The organism is Achromobacter sp., assembly GCF_032113835.1.
Lineage (GTDB): Bacteria > Pseudomonadota > Gammaproteobacteria > Burkholderiales > Burkholderiaceae_B > Achromobacter.
On the sequence record NZ_DAMCTG010000071.1, the window covers coordinates 1 to 15,582 of the forward strand.

The window sequence follows — 15,582 nt, forward strand, 5'->3', positions numbered from 1 at the left end:
GGCTCTGGCCCACGTACAGCATGTCCAGTTCAATGCTTTCGCGGATGCCCTCGAAGGACACGCCCGCCGAATCCAGACGCGCCTGGCACGCAGCCGCCAGCTCGTCGATGCGGGCCAGCAGGTCGGCCGCATCCAACGCGTTCAGCGCCACGTTCAAGGTCTGGACGCCGTCATGGCGCATGTCGGCCATGACGCAGCCCAGCGCCGAGGTCACGCCCGGATAGCGCGGGACGATGCCGTGCGCGGCGTCCACCTCGTTCATCATGGCGCACACGTGCAGCGCGCCGCCGCCGCCGAACGGCATGTAGGCGAACTTGCGCGGATCATGACCGCGCTCGATGGAGACGACGCGGATCGCGCCGGCCATCTTGGCGTTGGCCACGGTCAGGATGGCTTCCGCCGCGGCGTGGACATCCAGGCCCAACGGGCGCGCGACGTGCTCGTCGATGGCGGCGCGCGCCAGTTCAACGTCCATCTTGGCCAAGAGGCCGCCGCCCAGCGGACGTTCCGCGGCGATGCGGCCCAGCAGCACGTTGGCGTCGGTGACCGTAGGACGGGTGTTGCCGCGGCCGTAGCAGGCCGGACCGGGAATGCTGCCTGCGGATTCGGGGCCCACCTGCAGCAGGCCGCCGGCGTCCACGCTGGCGATCGAGCCGCCGCCCGCGCCGATGGTTTCGATCTGGATCATCGGGGCGCGCACGACCATGCCGAAGTCGATGGCGGTCTGCGCCGACAGCGAGGCCTCGCCCTCGGCCACCAGCGACACGTCGAACGAGGTGCCGCCCATGTCGCCCGTGACCACGTTGGGAAAGCCCGCGGCGCGCGCGATGGCCGCGCAGGCGATGACGCCGGCCGCCGGACCGGACAAGGCGGTGCGCACGGGTACGTCGCACGCCGTCTGGCGCGACATGACGCCGCCGTTGCTCTGCACCACCAGCAGCTCGCCCTCGAAGCCGTGTTGCTGCAAGTCGGATTCCAGCCGCGTCAGGTAGCTGCCCACCACGGGCTGCAGGGCCGCGTTCAGCACGGCCGTCGAGCAGCGCTCGAATTCGCGGATCTCGGGCAGCACCTCGGTGGCGGCGGTGACGTTGCCGTTGGGCCAGATCGACCGCACCCGGGCCGCCGCCTGAGCCTCGTTCACCGGATTGGCGTAGGCATTGACGAAAAAGACGCAGACCGCGTCGCAGCCCGCTTCCAGCAGCGCGCGCGCCGCGGCTTCAACCTGGTCCAGGTCGACAGGCGTATGCAGCGCGCCATCGGCCAGCACGCGCTCGCGCACTTCCAGCCGCAGGTCGCGCGGCACCACGGGTTCATAGTTGCCGCGCAGGCCCCACGTTTGCGGCCGGTCGCGCCGGCGCATTTCCAGCACGTCGCGAAAGCCTTCGGTCGTGATGATGCCGGTGCGCGCCACCTTGCGTTCGAGCAGCGCATTGGTGCCCACGGTGGTGCCATGCACGATGGTCGCGATGTCGCCCGCGCCGTCCGCCACCCGCGCAATGCCGTTCATGAAGCCGCGCGCTTCCTCGCCGCGGGTCGACGGCACCTTGACCACGCGGGCGCTGCCGCCCGCCTCGTCCAGCACGAACAGATCCGTGAACGTGCCGCCCACGTCCACGCCCACCACCAAACCTTGCGCCGCGCTCATGCCGACTGCTCCTTCTGAATGTCGCTCACATAGCCCATCTTGCGGTCGTGCTCGCGCGCCGCGGCATCGCGCCGCGCGGGCTCGCCATAGCCGCCTCCGCCCGGCGTTTCCAGCCGCACGCGGTCACCGCGTTGCAGCCGGATGCCCAGCATCTTCGAGCTCATGGGCGGGGACTGCCACTGGCCGTCCTGTTGATAGCGGAAGACGTTGAGCGCGGCCTGGCCTCCGCCCGCGATGCCCTTGGGCGCGCTGCGGCCGCGTTCGCCGAAGATGAAGGCTTCGGCGCTGTCTTCCAGCAATTCGATTTCATAGATCGCGCCCAGGCCGCCCCGGTGCGCGCCGTCGCCCGCCGAATCCGGCCGCAGCGCCCATTGGGTGAAGCGCACGGGATACGCCGCTTCCAGGATTTCCAGCGGCGGAATGGTGGCGGTGGAGATCGGCGCGTTGCCGTGGCTCAGGCCGTCGCCGTCCGAATGACCGCCGTGGCCGCCGCCGAAAAAGCTGAACATCACCCAGCGCTGGCCCTTGCGGGCGGCGTCGCTGCGATAGCCGGCGATCGACAGCGCGTTGATCGTGCCGTAGGCCTGCGCCATCGCGCGCTCCGGTGCGGCCTGCGCCATCGCGCAGAAGATCACGTCGATCATGCGCAGGATGGTTTCGGTGTAGCCGCCCACGGGACGCGGGCGGTCGGCCGAGATCACCAGGCCGTCGGGCAGCGTCACGTCCACCGCGTCCAGCACGCCCGCGTTGGCCGGCACGTCCGGGAACAGGTGCTTGAGCGCCACGTAGCAGGCCGCGATGGCCGTGGCGCGCGAGATGTTGACCGGACCCGCGCACGCGGGCGATGTACCGGTGAAGTCCAGCCCCAGCCGGTCGCCGGCGATGGTGAGCTTGAGCGCGATGCGCAGCGGCGCGTCGCGCACGCCGTCGTTGTCCAGCATGTCCTCGAAGGCGTATTCCCCATCCGGCAGGCGGGCGATGTGGTCGCGCATCAGGCGGCGTGCGCGTTCACGCAGCGTGTCCAGGGATTCCAGCACCGTCGCGTCGCCGTATTCATCCAGCAGACCATCCAGGCGCCGCGCGCCCAGTTCCAGCGCGGCGAGCTGGCCGTTCAGGTCGCCCCACAGGCTGTCGGGCAGACGCGTGTTCGCCTTCAGGATGGCCAGCACGTCCTGGTCCAGCACGCCGGCGCGCACGATGCGCACGGGCGGGATCTGCACCGCTTCCTGCCAGCATTCGGTGGCGGCCGGGTTGTAGTTGCCGGGCACCGCGCCGCCCACGTCGTGCCAGTGGGCCGCCGACGCCAGAAAGCAGAACAGCTTGCCGCCGCGGAACACCGGCTTGACCAGCTTGAAGTCGTTGGCGTGCGTGCCGCCCTCGTACGGATCGTTGAACAGCCACACGTCGCCGTCCGTCATGCCGCCGCGCTCGGCCGCGGTCTTGGCCGCCGCCTTCACCGCGAACGCCATCGCGCCCACGAAGACGGGCAGGCCCGACTTGCCCTGGATCAGCGTGGCGCCGGTCGCGGCGTCGTACATGCCGTGGCAGGCGTCATGGGCCTCGGCAATGATGGGGTTGAACGCGCTGCGGTACAGCGTCGCGTCCATTTCGTCGGCGATCTGTTCCAGGCGGCCCTTCAGGACCGCCAGGGTAACGGGGTCAAGCATGATGTTGTTCCTAAGAGGTTTGACGCTGTTTCAGCAGATTCAGCAGTCCGCCGGCCTGCACCATGTCTAGCAGAAAGCCGGGCACGGTCTCGCAGTGCAATTCGGCGGGCGTGCCGGCGGGACGATGAATGCGGCCGGCGACGGGGTCGAACGTAATGCCCTCGCCCTCTGCCAGGGTCTCGGCCTCGCTGCACGTCAGCAGCAGCAGCCCCACGTTGAAGGCGTTGCGGAAGTACAGGCCGTTGAAGGACGGCGCGATCACGGCAGCCACGCCCAGGCGCACCAGGGCGGCTGCGGCCTGCTCGCGCGACGAGCCGATGCCGAAGTTGGGGCCCGCCACCAGCACGTCGCCCGGCTGCACCTGCCCGGCAAAGTCCGGACGGACGCGTTGCAGGCAGTGGCGCGCGATCTCGTCGATGCCGAATTTCATATAAGCGCCCGGGGCCAGCGCATCGGTGTCGATGTCCGCGCCCACGCGCCAGACGCGGTGCGTCGTGGTGTCTGTGTTCATGCCAGGAACTCCCGGGGGTCGGCCACGCGCCCCGCCACGGCCGAGGCCGCAACCGTATAGGGCGAGGCCAGGTAGACCTGCGCGGTCTCCGATCCCATGCGGCCCTTGAAATTGCGCGCGGTGGTGGCGATGACGCTGGCGCCGTCCGGAATGGACCCGCCATAGCCCGCACAGGCGCCGCAGGACGTGGCAAGCACTTGGGCGCCCGCGTCGCGCAGCACCTGCATGACGCCTTCGCGGTCGGCCTGTTCCTGGTCCTGCCTGCTGGCCGGCGCCACCATCAGCTGCATGCCGTCCGCCAGCCGGCGGCCGCGCAGCACGGTGGCCGCGGCGCGCAGGTCTTCCAGTTTGGCCCCGGTGCAGGCGCCGATGTAGGCCACCTGTACGGGCACGTCGTGGTAGGTATCCACGCCGCGCGCATTGGCGGGGCTGTGGGGCGCGGCAACCTGCGGCGCCAGCGCGGCCGCATCGAACTCATGCCGCTCGGCGTCGGCTTCGCTGTCGCTCTGCCAGCGGTCCAGATCCAGCTCTTCGGTCACGCCCGCATCCCGCAGCCAGGCTGCGGTGGTCTCGTCCGGCGCAATGAGCCCGACCTGCGAACCTAGTTCCGCGCTCATGTTCGACAGCGTCATGCGCTCCTGCATGGACAGCGCGCGCACGGCCTCGCCGCAGAACTCCACCGCCTGGTAGCGCCCGCCGTTCATGCCGTAGCGGCCGATCATGTGCAGCATCATGTCCTTGGCCGTGACGCCGGCGGCCAGCTGGCCGCGCCAATGCATCATCAGCGTCTTGGGCACCTTGACCCAGATCTGGCCGGTGACCGCCACGCCCAGCATCTCGGTGCTGCCGATGCCGAACATGTAGGCGCCGAACGCGCCGCCGGTCGGCGAATGCGAATCGCCGCCCACGCAGAACATGCCGGGCCGGATGTGTCCGTGCTGCGGCACCACCACGTGGCAGATGCCCACCGAGTCATACACGTTGGGCAGTTGCTGTTCCGCGGCCCAGTCGCGCGCGATGCGCACGATGCGGCGCGATTCGTCGTCGGATTCCGGCACGTAGTGGTCGATGACCAGCACGATCCGCGACGGATCCCACAACGTGGCGCCCAGCTCTTCCAGCATGGGCTTCAAGCGCCGCGGACCGCTGGAATCATGGAACATCGCCAGGTCGACCGAACAGGTCACGATTTCGCCCTCGGCCACCGTCTCGCGCCCGCAGGCGGCGGCGATCAGCTTCTGGGCCAGGGTTTGAGGCTGGGCCATGATTACATCCCCAGATAGGCGCGGCGCACGTCGTCGCTGGCCAACAGGTCGGGACAGCTGCCGCTGTAGCGCACGGCGCCGTTTTCCAGCACATAGGCGCGCTGCCCCGTTTCCAGGGACTGACCCACGTTCTGCTCGACCAGCAGGATCGCCAGTCCGTCGCCGTGCAACCGCTTGATGAGGCCGAACAATTCCTCGACCATCAGTGGCGACAGGCCAAGCGAGGGTTCGTCGAGGATCAGAAGGCGCGGCTCGGCCATGAGGCCGCGGCCGATTGCCAGCATTTGCTGTTCCCCGCCCGACATCGTGCCGGCCAGTTGATCCAGGCGTTCCCGCAGGCGGGGGAAAATGTCGAGCACCTTGTCCAGATTCTGCGCACGGCGTTCGCGCGCCCGGGTGAAAGAGCCCAGCTCCAGGTTTTCGCGCACGCTCAGGTTCGGGAAGACGCGGCGGCCCTCCGGCACCTGGATGAGACCCGCCTGCACCACTTGGCGGTAGTGGCGGCCGGTCAGGTCCTGGCCTTCAAAACGCACCGTTCCGCCCCACGGCCGGCACAGGCCGCACACCGTGTTGTTCAGCGTGGATTTGCCGGCGCCGTTGCTGCCCAGCAGCACCACGATCTCGCCCGCCTGCACGTCCAGGTCCACGCCGCGCAGCACTTCCATGCGCCCGTAGCCTGCCCGCAGGCCTTTGACCTCCAGCAGCGCGCTCATGCCGGCGCTCCCTGCGCGGCCAGCCGCGCGGCCGCGCCGTGGCCCAGATAGGCCTCGACCACCTTGGGATCGCGCGTGACCTCGCCGGGCGTGCCCGCCGCGATCAGCCGGCCCTGGGCCAGCACCCACACGTGCTCGGCCAGGCTCATCACCGCGCGCATCACGTGTTCGATCATCAGTACGGTGACGCCATCGTCCACCAGTTTTTTCACCACCGGAATCATCTCGTCGATCTCACTGGGGTTCAGGCCCGCCAGCACCTCGTCCAGCAGCAAGAGGCGCGGCCGGGTGGCCAGCGCGCGCGCCAGTTCCAGGCGCTTGCGCCCGGCCACCGTCAGGTCGGCCGCCGGCTTGTCCAGCGAGGCCTGCAGGTTGACGCGCGCGGCCACGGCCTCGGCCGCGGCCAGCGCCTCGTCGCGATCCGCCAGACGCAGGTGCGCGCCCACGGCGATGTTCTGGCGCACCGTCTGCGCGCCGAACGGCTGCACGATCTGGAAGGTGCGGGTCAAACCGAGCCGCGCGGATTCGTGCGGCGCCTGGCCCGTGATGTCCTGCCCGGCAAAGTGCACGGACCCGGAACCGGGTTTCAGAAAGCCCGACAACAGGCCGAACAGCGTGGTCTTGCCCGCGCCGTTGGGACCGACCAGCGCGGTGAGCGAGCCTTGCGGCACGTCCAGGCTCACGTCCTGCACGGCCTTCAGGCCGCCGAAGGTGATGGACAGATTGCGCGCTTGCAGCAGGATGTCAGACACGGGCGCGCTCCTTCATTTTGAACAGGCGGCCCAGCGACTGGCCGCCGCCGGTGATGCCGCGCGGCATGAACATGACGATCAGGATCAGCACCATGCCGTAGATGACCATGCTGATGCCCGGCAGCTCGCCGAACAGGTTGCGGGTCAGGTCGGCCAGCGCATGCAGCGTGACCGCGCCCAGCAGCGGGCCCCACAGCGTGCCCATGCCGCCGACGATGGCGCCGACCAGCGCCTCCACCGAAACGGCCGAGCCGAACGCGATGCCCGGGTCAATGTATTGGAAGACCTGCACGTAGAAGGCGCCGGCCACGCTCATGAAGGCGGCGGACAGCGCGATGCCGCCCAGCTTCACGCGCAGCGGATTCACGCCGATGGCGCGCGCCGCGTCCTCGTTGTCGCGCACGGCCTGCAGGTAGGCGCCGAAGCGCGAATGGCGCAGCCACGCGGTCACCAGCAGCGCCAGCAGCACGAAGGCGAGCAGCAGATAGATGTAGCCGCGGCGCGAGCCGAACTGCATGTTGGCCACGCCCTCTTGCAGCGGAACCATGAGCCCCACGCCGCCGCCCGTGAAAGACGCCGACAGCGCCAGGATGCGAAAGACTTCAGCGAACGCCAGGGTGACCAGCGCGAAGTAAGAGCCCTTCAGCCCATAGCGGAACGTCAGGCCGCCCACCGCCACGCCAACCAGCGCGCCCAGCGCGATGGCCCCGGGCAGCACCAGCCACGGATTCAGGCCCAGGTTGAGCTGGCCCAGCGCCTGCGCATAGGCGCCCACACCAAAGAACAGCGCATGGCCGAACGACAACTGACCGCCATAACCGCCCAGGATGTTCCAGGCCTGCGACAGCAGGGCCGCGTACAGCGACATCATCACGAACGTCAGCAGCACGCCCGATTGGGACAGCGCGGCCACGGCCACCAGCACCACCCCGAACAGCGCGATTGCGCAAAGATCCCGTTTCATCGTCAGCCCCTCGCCCCGAACAGCCCCTGCGGGCGAAACAACAGCACCGCGATGAAGATCGCGAAGATGCCCATCTGGCCCAGCGAATCGCCCAGGAACAGGCCTCCGATGGACTCCACCACGCCGATGAGCAGTCCGCCCACCAGCGCCCCCACGAAACTGCCCATGCCGCCCAGCACCACGATGGTGAAGGCGACCAGCACGAAGCCGCTGCCCACCTGCGGATTGACGTAGTAGGCCGGCAGCAGGAAGCACGCCGCCGCGCCCAGGCACGCCATGCCGATGCCGAACGACACGGCGTAGACCTTTTCGACGTCGATGCCCATGAGCTTGGCGCCCTGCTTTTCACGGGCCACGGCGCGGATCGCGCGGCCCAGGTCGGTGCTGCGGATGATCCAGAACAGCACCGCCGCCACCGCCAGCGCGCCGCAGAAAGCAATGACCTTGGGCAGCGCGATCATGGCGGGGCCGATCTCGATCGTGGACAGCGTGTACGCCGTGTCGATGCTGCGCGTGTCGGACTTGAACCAGACCAGCGCCAGGTTCTCCAGCACGATCGCCAGGCCCAGCGTGACCAGCAGGATGTTCTCGTCCTTGCCGTGGCTGGCGCGGTTGATGACGAGGCGCTGCAAGGCGTAGCCCAACACGAACATGCCGGCCACCACCAGCGGCAAGGCGGCGTAGGGGTCGATGCCCAGCCGGTCCTTGAGCAGGTACACGGCGTACAGCGCCACCATGAGCGCCGCGCCGTGGGCGAAGTTGATGATATGCAGCACCCCGTAGATCAGGGTCAGGCCCAGCGCGATGAGCGCGTAGACCGCGCCCGTCGTCAGGCCGTTCAGCACCGAGGAAAAGAGGATGGCGGGATCGAGCATGGGTCTGGTCAGGCCTTCAGCGGGAACACGGCGTCGGCCTGGCGGTACTCGGCCGGGAAGATCACCTTGATATCGCCCCCGATCACCTGCGTGAGCAACGGCTGCGCGCCGGTGTTCTGGCCGTTGACGAACTTGGTCGGGCCGTAGGGCATCAGGTTGTCCTGGAAGGTGCTGGCCGCCAGCGCCTCGATGATCGCGCCTCGGTCGGCGGACTTGGCGCGCTCCAGCGCGTCGGCCAGCAGCAGCATCGCGGTGTAGGTCATGAAGACCTCGTAGCTGAAGTACGCGCCCTTCTCTTCCACGCGGGCCTTCAACGGCGCGACGCGCGCGTCCTTCGGGTTGAACCAGTGGTTGCAGTCGATGATGCCGTTGGCGATGTCAGGAAATTCCTTCAGGAACTTGTAGCTGGACGCCGCCCCGCCCAGCACCGAGTAGATGGCCTTGGGCTGCACCTTCTGCTGCTTCATCGCGCGCAGCAGCAAGGCGTATTCGTTGTAATAGTTGGCCGGGATCACGATGTCCGGGTTCACGGACCGCATGCGCAGCACGATGTTGTTGAAGTCGCGCGTGGGGTTCGGGTGCTTGACGATCTCTTTGACCTCGAAGCCGTGCTGCGGCAGCGACTTGGCCAGCAGCGCCGCCGTGCCGGTGCCGAACAGCGAGTCCTCGTGCACGATCATCACGGTCTTGGCCGGTTTGCCGGCGGCGTCGTTCAGCGCGGCCAGGTCCAGGATGGCGCGTTCGCTACAGGCGCGATAACCGGGTCCGAAACGGAAGGTGTTCTTCAGGCCGCGTTCGACGATCTGGTCGGCCACGCCCACGTCCACGACGTGCGGCAGGTTGTATTTGGCGGCCGTTTGTGTGGTCGCCAGGCAGATCGCCGACGCATACGCGCCCACGATGGCCGACACGCCCGCCTCGTTCATCTTTTCCACTTCGGCCGAACCCGCCTCGGGACGCGACTGCGCGTCGCCCAGCACCGCCTGCAGCGGCGCGCCGCCCAATGACTTGATGCCGCCCGCCTTGTTGATGTCCTCGATAGCCAGCAGCGCGCCCAGGCGGCATTGCTGGCCCGAATACGCCAGCGCGCCGGTCACCGGGTGCAGCACGCCGACCTTGATGGGCGCGGCGCCCTGCGACCGGGCCACCCACGGGGCGGACACAAGGGCCGCCGCAGCGGCGGATTGGTAGAGGAAAGTGCGGCGCGAATTCATGGGCGAATCTCCGAAGGGTTCAATGGAATTGGGCCGACAGCTCTTCGCTGACCCAGACCTTGGCGTCGATGCTGCCGACGCGCGATAGCTGCAACTGATATTGATAGCGGTCGGGCCGGTACAGGCCCTGCAGCAACTGCACGGGCCGGTCGCCGACGTCGCGCACCAGGCGCGTCACGGCCAGCAAAGCCGAGCCCACCGACACGTCCAGATGGCGCGCGACCTGCGCATCGGCCAGGCGTGCGGATATGGTCTGCGTGGCGCCGCCGAACTCCACGCCGGCCGCTTCCAGCAGCATCAGCAGGGGCTCGCGCTCGAGGTCTTCCCGCGTGAAATCGGCCACGGACTGCGGCACGTAGGTGGTGATGTGAGACAGCGGCCCCGCGTCGGTGCTGCGCACGCGCAGACTCTTGTGGACGGGCGTGCCGGACGGAATGTGCAGCGCCTCGGCCACCGCGGGCGGCGCAAACACCAGCGTGCTGTCCAGCACCTGCACCGAGGTGCGCAGGCCCATGTTGACGATGTTTTCCAGGAGGCCGGTCAGGTGCGCCTTCTGCTGCGCGCTGGGGGCCGGCGCGTTGTGGGCGCTGGATGCGCCGCGCAGGGGCCACGTGCCCAGGCCGGGCCGGCGAGACACCAGTCCATCCGCGACCAGCATCTCCATCGCCTTGCGGATGGTGATGCGCGCAACGTCGAACTGATCCGCCAGCGCATGCTCTCCGGGCACGCCGTCCTGATCGAACCGCCCCTCCTGCAGTTGCTCGCGCAGGACGAGATAGATCTGGTGGTATTTCGGAAGTGGTAATGAGGTTCCCATGACGGGAACTCTAGGGGTGTCCTAATGTACGGTCAATGGAACAAATGGCCCGACGGGTTGTTCTATCGGGAAAACACCGACTCGATCCGATTGCGTCCCCGCTGCTTGGCGTAATACAGCGCGCGGTCGCTGCGGCTGAGCGCCAGCTCGGCGTCGTCGTCCTTGGTGTGCAGTGCGGAAATCCCGATGCTGACGGTCAGCGGGATGTGCCGCCCTTCAGACAGATAGGGCGTATCGGCGATGCGGCGCTGCACGTTGCGGGCAAAGACATGGGCGCGTTCGATGTCGGTATCGGGCAGCACGACGGCGAATTCTTCGCCGCCGATGCGCCCCACCAGGTCGATCTCGCGCAACTGCGTGCGCAGCATGCTCGCAAAATGCTGCAGCACACCATCTCCGATGGCGTGGCCCCAGGTGTCGTTGATGTGCTTGAAATGATCCAGGTCGCACATCAGCACGGCCGATCCCAGACCGCCGTGACCCTTGATCCGCGCCAGCTCCGCGGCGATGCGCGACATGAAATGGCGGCGGTTGGGCAGGGTTGTCAGCGCGTCGGTCGCGGCCAGCTCGCGCAGTTCGAGCTCGGCCCGCTTGCGGTCTGTAATGTCGGTGACGAAGCCGTGCCAGACCACGCCGCTGTCTGCATCCCGTCTTGGGCTCGCGTCGCCCTGCCGCCAGCGCACGCCCTGCAGCGGCAGGCACACGCGGAACTCCACATGCCAGGGGGTTTGCGCCGCCGCCGCGGCCTGCAGGGATGCGCGATAGACAGGCAGGTCTTCCGGATGGATGCGCTGTTCGACGGCGGTCGTGCTGGCCCGCACGTCGTCCGCCGTGAGTTCGAACATGTCCCAGATGCCCGCGCTGACGTACGAGAAGCGCGATCCGCCCTCGGGCAACGGCCGGCATTGGAAGACCAGGCCGGGCACCGCGTCGGTCAGGTTGACGACAAGGTCCGCCGTACGCTGGAGCCTTTCGGACATGGCGCGCACGGCGCTGATGTCGGTGGTGGTGCCCATCATGCGCAGCGCCCTGCCCGACTCGTCGCGGCTGACCACCTTGCCGCGGCTGCAGATCCATTTGTAGCTGCCATCCTTGCACCGGATGCGGTGTTCGACTTCGTAGCTGTCGGTCTTGCCGTCGAAGTGATCCTGCATGGCGGCCCGCACGTAGACCAGGTCGTCCGGGTGCAATCGGGTGTAGGCGTCCTCGATGCGTGTGGTGAGTTCGGATTCGCCATAGCCCAGCAAGGCCTTCCAGCCGGGCGAATAAGTGATCTCGCCGGTTACCACATTGCGGTCCCACACCCCCGTGCCGCTGCCCGCGATGGCCAGCGACAGCTTGCGGGCCTCGTCGCGCCAGGTGTCTTCGTCGGCGCGCTCGCACGCCAACGCGTGACGCTTTTCGACTGCCGTGGCCGCCAGGCTGGTGAGGTCCTGCAAGGCCTGCCGGTCTTCATCCGAGAGATCGCGCGGCTGCCCGTGCCCGAGACGAAAGACGCCGAGAAGGCGGCCGTCCGTTGCGCGCACCGGAAGTTCTAGGGACCAGGGACACCGTGCATGGGCGCATGCCGCGCCAGCTGCCGCCTGCCACACGCCATCTGCATCGGTGCAGACGATGTCGGCCAGGTCAACGCCAAACATGCGGCAGGCCAGGCGCGCCAGCTTGTCCAGCGGGCCGTCCGGGTCGCGCTGCGCGCCGCCGGCGGCATCGCCGGGCGGTGGGGTCGGGGTCGCATCACCGGTAGCGGGCATGTCAGGACCTGATCAATACGACATTCATCGGTACAGCCTGCGCAACGTGGCTGACATTCTGTCACGGTTCGCACCAAAACTGCATCATTTCGGAAGATATGATCGCGGGCCTATGAGACCCCTAATTTTCGTAACGTTGGCGTGCTGGCGGCCTCGTTGGAAAGCCGCGCTGGCGTATCCGCTATGGCTTGCCGCCGCTGCGGCGCTGATGGCTTTTCAGTCCGCCGTCGCGGCCGCGCAGCCCTTCGACCGCCATGCGGAAAACGTGCGCTATCAGCAATGGCTGGGCGAATTCCGGCAAGACCTGCTCCGGCTGCGGCAATCGGCCGATGCGCAGCCGGGCGACATCGACGCCCTGTTTGCCGGAACGGTCGTGCCCGGCTCGCGCGCCACGGCGCTGCTGGAAAGGCTGGCGGCAGCCCATTCGGGCGGCAAATCCGGCGAAATCCATTTCGTGGGCATCCGGCGCGTCTTCCTCGCCGCGCTGTCCGACGCCGTCGTCGCGGGCGACGGCGGGATCTATCCCGAAACACAAACGGCGTTTCAGCAACCCGCGCTGCGCGTGCGGTACGTGCATGTGGACGGCGGCGGGCGCCTGGAACGCTACTTCAACGACCCCGACGTCTTCAAGCCCTACCGGCTGCCGGAACCAGGCGTTTTCGCACGCAACGCGTATCCCTTCCTGCTGTTCGAGGAACGCGATGGCAAACTGCGCCTGGGCGGCGTATCCAGGGAATTCTGGGATCTCGTGACGTTCATGGACGCCCTGCAATATGCGTGATCGTCTTTGCCGCATCGCCTTTGGCGCTGCGTTGGCCTCGGCCTCGGTCCTGCACGCCGCCCCGGCCTTGGCGGCCTGCGGTCCTGCGGACTCGGGGTTTTCCGAGTCCGGCGCTTTGACGGCGCTTCGCGTTTCCGTCGACGTGACGCAATCGCGCGTCCTCATGGGCCGCAAGGGCGAACGCATCGCCACGCATCCGCAACCGATCTGGCTGACAACGTCCGGCGACCCGCTGCCGCGCACGTGGATGGACAAGGTGGACTGGACCGCCTATCGCGTCGACGACGGCAAGGGTGCGGCCCACGCGCAGTTGCTTTTCGACGCCGACGGCCGGCTTTGCCGGGTCCAGCGCCTGGAGCGGCGGGCTTTGGGGACGCCGACGGTAACCGGCGGCCATGCCTTCGAGTACGACGCTGACGGATCCCTGCTGCGCGTGGCCGAGTTCGAGCGGACGCAGGGCGCGGCATACACGCTTGCCGGCCAGGTCTGCCTGCGACGCGATGCGCAGGGCGCGCTGCAGGCATTTATCGCCGGGCCCTGCGGCGATGCGATGGACGCGGCCCCCGGGCGGCGCTACGTACGCGATGCAGCCGGCACGCTGCTGCGTGTCATCGACGCCGCCGCCAACGAGCCCGTCGCGGTGCAGACCTACGATGAACGTGGCCGGCCGGCCACGCGCTATGTGCGGCGGCAGTCTCCATTCCCTTCGCCGGATGGCAACGACGGTCCCGGCGCCTATGCGGAACCCGTGGCCCCGCAGGACCGCCTGCACGTGATCGAACGCGAAGCGCTGTCTCGGCTATCGACCGACGTGGCCGGCAACGCATGGCGCATCGTGCGCCTCAAGGAAGACATCGCTTTGGACGACACTGACATGGTGTCTTGGGATCCGAGCAGTCAGACGGTGCTGGCCGAGGGCGTGACCGGCGAGCAGGGTCAGTGCGCGCTCGATCCCGCCGCCCAGCAAAAGGTCTGGAAGGCCATGCAGGACGAGCCCGGGCGGATTCTTTGGTACACCGACCCGATGAGCCGGCTGGTGCTGGTGCCGGCCATGCCGGCCGCGACGTGGCGGGCATGCACGGACCCCGCGAACGTGTCGCGGGACGCCTGCCTGTAAACGGCAGGCGCGGCGCCTCTGTCACGAAACGCTGGCCGCGCCTGCCCAACGCCCGCGCGCGTTACGCGGTTCTGGGCCGGGTATCCACCGGTAGGCAGAGCAGCGCCGTCAGCAGCGCCAACCCCACGTGCGCGCCGTAAATCGGCGAGAAGTCCGCGTGGCTGGCCACGCCGTGCCCCAGCAGCAGCACCGTGATCGCCACGCCCAGCACGCCGCCCACCTGGCGAGTCGCCTGGTTCACGGCGCTGCCCACGGCGTAATGCTGCGCCGGCAGCCGGTTCACCGCCGCGCCCGACAAGGACGGCAGCACCATGCCCACCCCGATGCCGCTAAGCAGCAGACCCGGCAGCCACTCGGTCAGGTACGCGGGCTCGGCGCCCGGCACCAGCAGGAACCACAACCCGCTGGCCGCATACACCAGCGCGCCGCCCACCAGAAAGGGCCGATGCCCCATCCGCGCCGCCAGCCGGCCGGTGATGATCGCCGTCGGCATCACGAGCAGCGGCCCCGGCGTCACCGCCAGCCCCGCGCGCGGCAGGCTGTAATGCCACACGCCCGTCATGTAGAAGAAGAACGCGAAGAACATCATGGCAAACGCAATGCCGAAGCTCAGTGTCGCCAGGTTCACGTAGCGGTAGGTCCGGTGCTTGAACAGCGCCAGATCCACGAGCGGGTGCGGCGTCACGCGCGCCCACGCCACGAAGGCGATCAGCGCCATCACACCCACCGCGGCCGCGATCGCCAGTTCGCTGCGCTGCCACGTCGGCGATTCCGATTGCACGATGGCCAGCGCCACCGCCCCCACGCCCACCATCAAGAGCGCCATGCCCACGCCATCCACACGGCGGCGCGCATCGGGCTTCACCGACTCCTTGAGCATCCCCGCACCGAACCACAGCGACACCGCGCCCAGCGGCAGGTTGATGTAGAACGCCCACGGCCATCCCGCCACGTCAACCACGAACGCGCCCAGGCTGGGGCCCACCGCCGCCGCCAGTCCGCCCACCGCGCCCCACAGACTGACCGCGACCGACCGCTGCGACGCCGGAAACGCCGCCAGCACGATCGACAGCGACGCCGGCGTCAAGAGCGCCGCGCCCACCGCCTGCAGCACCCGCGCGGCGATCAGCCATTGTTCCGTGGCCGCCAGCCCACAGGCCGCCGACGCCGCCAGAAACAGCAGCACCCCGCCCATGAACATGCGCTTGCGGCCGTGCGTGTCGGCCAGTCCGCCCGACGGGATCAGCATGGCGGCAAAGACCACCGTGTAGGCATTGAGCACCCAGGACATGTCCGCGGCCGAGGCCGTCGGGAATCCTTCGCGCAGCGCACCGAACGCCGCGTACAGCATCGTGCTGTCCAGCGACACCAGGAAGACGGCGATGCTGGCGATCCAGAAGACAGGCCAGGGGGATGTTTGCGGGGCGGTGGCGGCGGGGGACACGGCGCCCATGCCTGCTGCCGAAGCGCCGGCGGAAGTGGAGTTGTTACGCATGTCGGCCGTACCCCT

The 15,582-nt window shown here is 68.4% G+C and carries 14 protein-coding genes; 2 read left to right on the forward strand and 12 right to left on the reverse strand.

The features are described from left to right. The 11 genes from RT697_RS20620 to RT697_RS20670 form a co-directional block, all read right to left on the reverse strand. Nucleotides 1-1,645, reverse strand: a 1,645-nt coding sequence (locus tag RT697_RS20620) for a hydantoinase/oxoprolinase family protein (protein WP_313701421.1), incomplete at its 3' end; no start/stop codon positions are given. After that, a complete protein-coding gene (locus tag RT697_RS20625) occupies nucleotides 1,642-3,312 on the reverse strand; it encodes a hydantoinase B/oxoprolinase family protein (RefSeq protein WP_218343508.1) in 1,671 nt (556 codons plus the stop codon). The genes RT697_RS20620 and RT697_RS20625, both read right to left, overlap by 4 nt. Nucleotides 3,313-3,322: 10 nt before the next feature. Then, nucleotides 3,323-3,823: a 3-isopropylmalate dehydratase gene (locus RT697_RS20630; protein WP_313701423.1), complete on the reverse strand. Its 501-nt coding sequence runs from the start codon at nucleotides 3,821-3,823 to the stop codon at nucleotides 3,323-3,325. Beyond that, nucleotides 3,820-5,088, reverse strand: coding sequence for a 3-isopropylmalate dehydratase large subunit (locus RT697_RS20635; RefSeq protein WP_313701425.1), 1,269 nt, complete (start codon nucleotides 5,086-5,088; stop codon nucleotides 3,820-3,822). The genes RT697_RS20630 and RT697_RS20635 overlap by 4 nt, the downstream gene beginning before the upstream one ends. A gap of 2 nt (nucleotides 5,089-5,090) precedes the next feature. After that, complete coding sequence (locus RT697_RS20640) at nucleotides 5,091-5,801, reverse strand: ABC transporter ATP-binding protein (RefSeq protein ID WP_175126067.1); 711 nt, start codon at nucleotides 5,799-5,801, stop codon at nucleotides 5,091-5,093. Then, a complete protein-coding gene (locus RT697_RS20645) occupies nucleotides 5,798-6,553 on the reverse strand; it encodes an ABC transporter ATP-binding protein (RefSeq protein WP_105238451.1) in 756 nt (251 codons plus the stop codon). The genes RT697_RS20640 and RT697_RS20645 overlap by 4 nt, the downstream gene beginning before the upstream one ends. After that, nucleotides 6,546-7,517 (reverse strand): branched-chain amino acid ABC transporter permease, encoded by a 972-nt coding sequence (locus RT697_RS20650; RefSeq protein ID WP_313701428.1) that lies wholly within the window; start codon nucleotides 7,515-7,517, stop codon nucleotides 6,546-6,548. Before RT697_RS20650 ends, RT697_RS20645 begins: the two co-directional genes overlap by 8 nt. Before the next feature lie 2 nt (nucleotides 7,518-7,519). Next, the gene (locus RT697_RS20655; protein WP_313701429.1) at nucleotides 7,520-8,392 is read right to left on the reverse strand and encodes a branched-chain amino acid ABC transporter permease; all 873 of its coding nucleotides are present in this window, start codon (nucleotides 8,390-8,392) and stop codon (nucleotides 7,520-7,522) included. An 8-nt stretch (nucleotides 8,393-8,400) separates the two neighbouring features. Next, nucleotides 8,401-9,606: an ABC transporter substrate-binding protein gene (locus RT697_RS20660; RefSeq protein WP_312439052.1), complete on the reverse strand. Its 1,206-nt coding sequence runs from the start codon at nucleotides 9,604-9,606 to the stop codon at nucleotides 8,401-8,403. Nucleotides 9,607-9,625: 19 nt separating this feature from the next. Next, nucleotides 9,626-10,423, reverse strand: a complete 798-nt coding sequence (locus RT697_RS20665) for a GntR family transcriptional regulator (RefSeq protein WP_313701431.1) — start codon at nucleotides 10,421-10,423, stop codon at nucleotides 9,626-9,628. Between the two features lie 62 nt (nucleotides 10,424-10,485). Then, a complete protein-coding gene (locus RT697_RS20670; RefSeq protein ID WP_313701433.1) occupies nucleotides 10,486-12,174 on the reverse strand; it encodes a diguanylate cyclase in 1,689 nt (562 codons plus the stop codon). A gap of 208 nt (nucleotides 12,175-12,382) precedes the next feature. On the opposite strand from RT697_RS20670, the gene RT697_RS20675 reads away from it, so the two are divergent. Together RT697_RS20675 and RT697_RS20680 are read left to right on the forward strand one after the other, a co-directional pair. Continuing rightward, the gene (locus tag RT697_RS20675) at nucleotides 12,383-12,955 is read left to right on the forward strand and encodes a hypothetical protein (RefSeq protein ID WP_313701435.1); all 573 of its coding nucleotides are present in this window, start codon (nucleotides 12,383-12,385) and stop codon (nucleotides 12,953-12,955) included. After that, nucleotides 12,948-14,072: a hypothetical protein gene (locus RT697_RS20680; protein WP_313701436.1), complete on the forward strand. Its 1,125-nt coding sequence runs from the start codon at nucleotides 12,948-12,950 to the stop codon at nucleotides 14,070-14,072. Before RT697_RS20675 ends, RT697_RS20680 begins: the two co-directional genes overlap by 8 nt. A 61-nt stretch (nucleotides 14,073-14,133) precedes the next feature. On the opposite strand, the gene RT697_RS20685 is transcribed toward RT697_RS20680, so the two are convergent. Then, the gene (locus RT697_RS20685) at nucleotides 14,134-15,567 is read right to left on the reverse strand and encodes a DHA2 family efflux MFS transporter permease subunit (protein ID WP_409517471.1); all 1,434 of its coding nucleotides are present in this window, start codon (nucleotides 15,565-15,567) and stop codon (nucleotides 14,134-14,136) included. Nucleotides 15,568-15,582: the final 15 nt, after the last annotated feature.

Coding starts and splice junctions, on each gene's coding strand:
- RT697_RS20625 (WP_218343508.1), bottom strand. CDS start 3,312: ATGCTTGACCCCGTTACCCTGGCGGTCCTGAAGGGCCGCCTGGAACAG.
- RT697_RS20630 (WP_313701423.1), bottom strand. CDS start 3,823: ATGAACACAGACACCACGACGCACCGCGTCTGGCGCGTGGGCGCGGAC.
- RT697_RS20635 (WP_313701425.1), bottom strand. CDS start 5,088: ATGGCCCAGCCTCAAACCCTGGCCCAGAAGCTGATCGCCGCCGCCTGC.
- RT697_RS20640 (WP_175126067.1), bottom strand. CDS start 5,801: ATGAGCGCGCTGCTGGAGGTCAAAGGCCTGCGGGCAGGCTACGGGCGC.
- RT697_RS20650 (WP_313701428.1), bottom strand. CDS start 7,517: ATGAAACGGGATCTTTGCGCAATCGCGCTGTTCGGGGTGGTGCTGGTG.
- RT697_RS20655 (WP_313701429.1), bottom strand. CDS start 8,392: ATGCTCGATCCCGCCATCCTCTTTTCCTCGGTGCTGAACGGCCTGACG.
- RT697_RS20660 (WP_312439052.1), bottom strand. CDS start 9,606: ATGAATTCGCGCCGCACTTTCCTCTACCAATCCGCCGCTGCGGCGGCC.
- RT697_RS20665 (WP_313701431.1), bottom strand. CDS start 10,423: ATGGGAACCTCATTACCACTTCCGAAATACCACCAGATCTATCTCGTC.
- RT697_RS20670 (WP_313701433.1), bottom strand. CDS start 12,174: ATGCCCGCTACCGGTGATGCGACCCCGACCCCACCGCCCGGCGATGCC.
- RT697_RS20675 (WP_313701435.1), top strand. CDS start 12,383: ATGGCTTTTCAGTCCGCCGTCGCGGCCGCGCAGCCCTTCGACCGCCAT.
- RT697_RS20680 (WP_313701436.1), top strand. CDS start 12,948: ATGCGTGATCGTCTTTGCCGCATCGCCTTTGGCGCTGCGTTGGCCTCG.
- RT697_RS20685 (WP_409517471.1), bottom strand. CDS start 15,567: ATGCGTAACAACTCCACTTCCGCCGGCGCTTCGGCAGCAGGCATGGGC.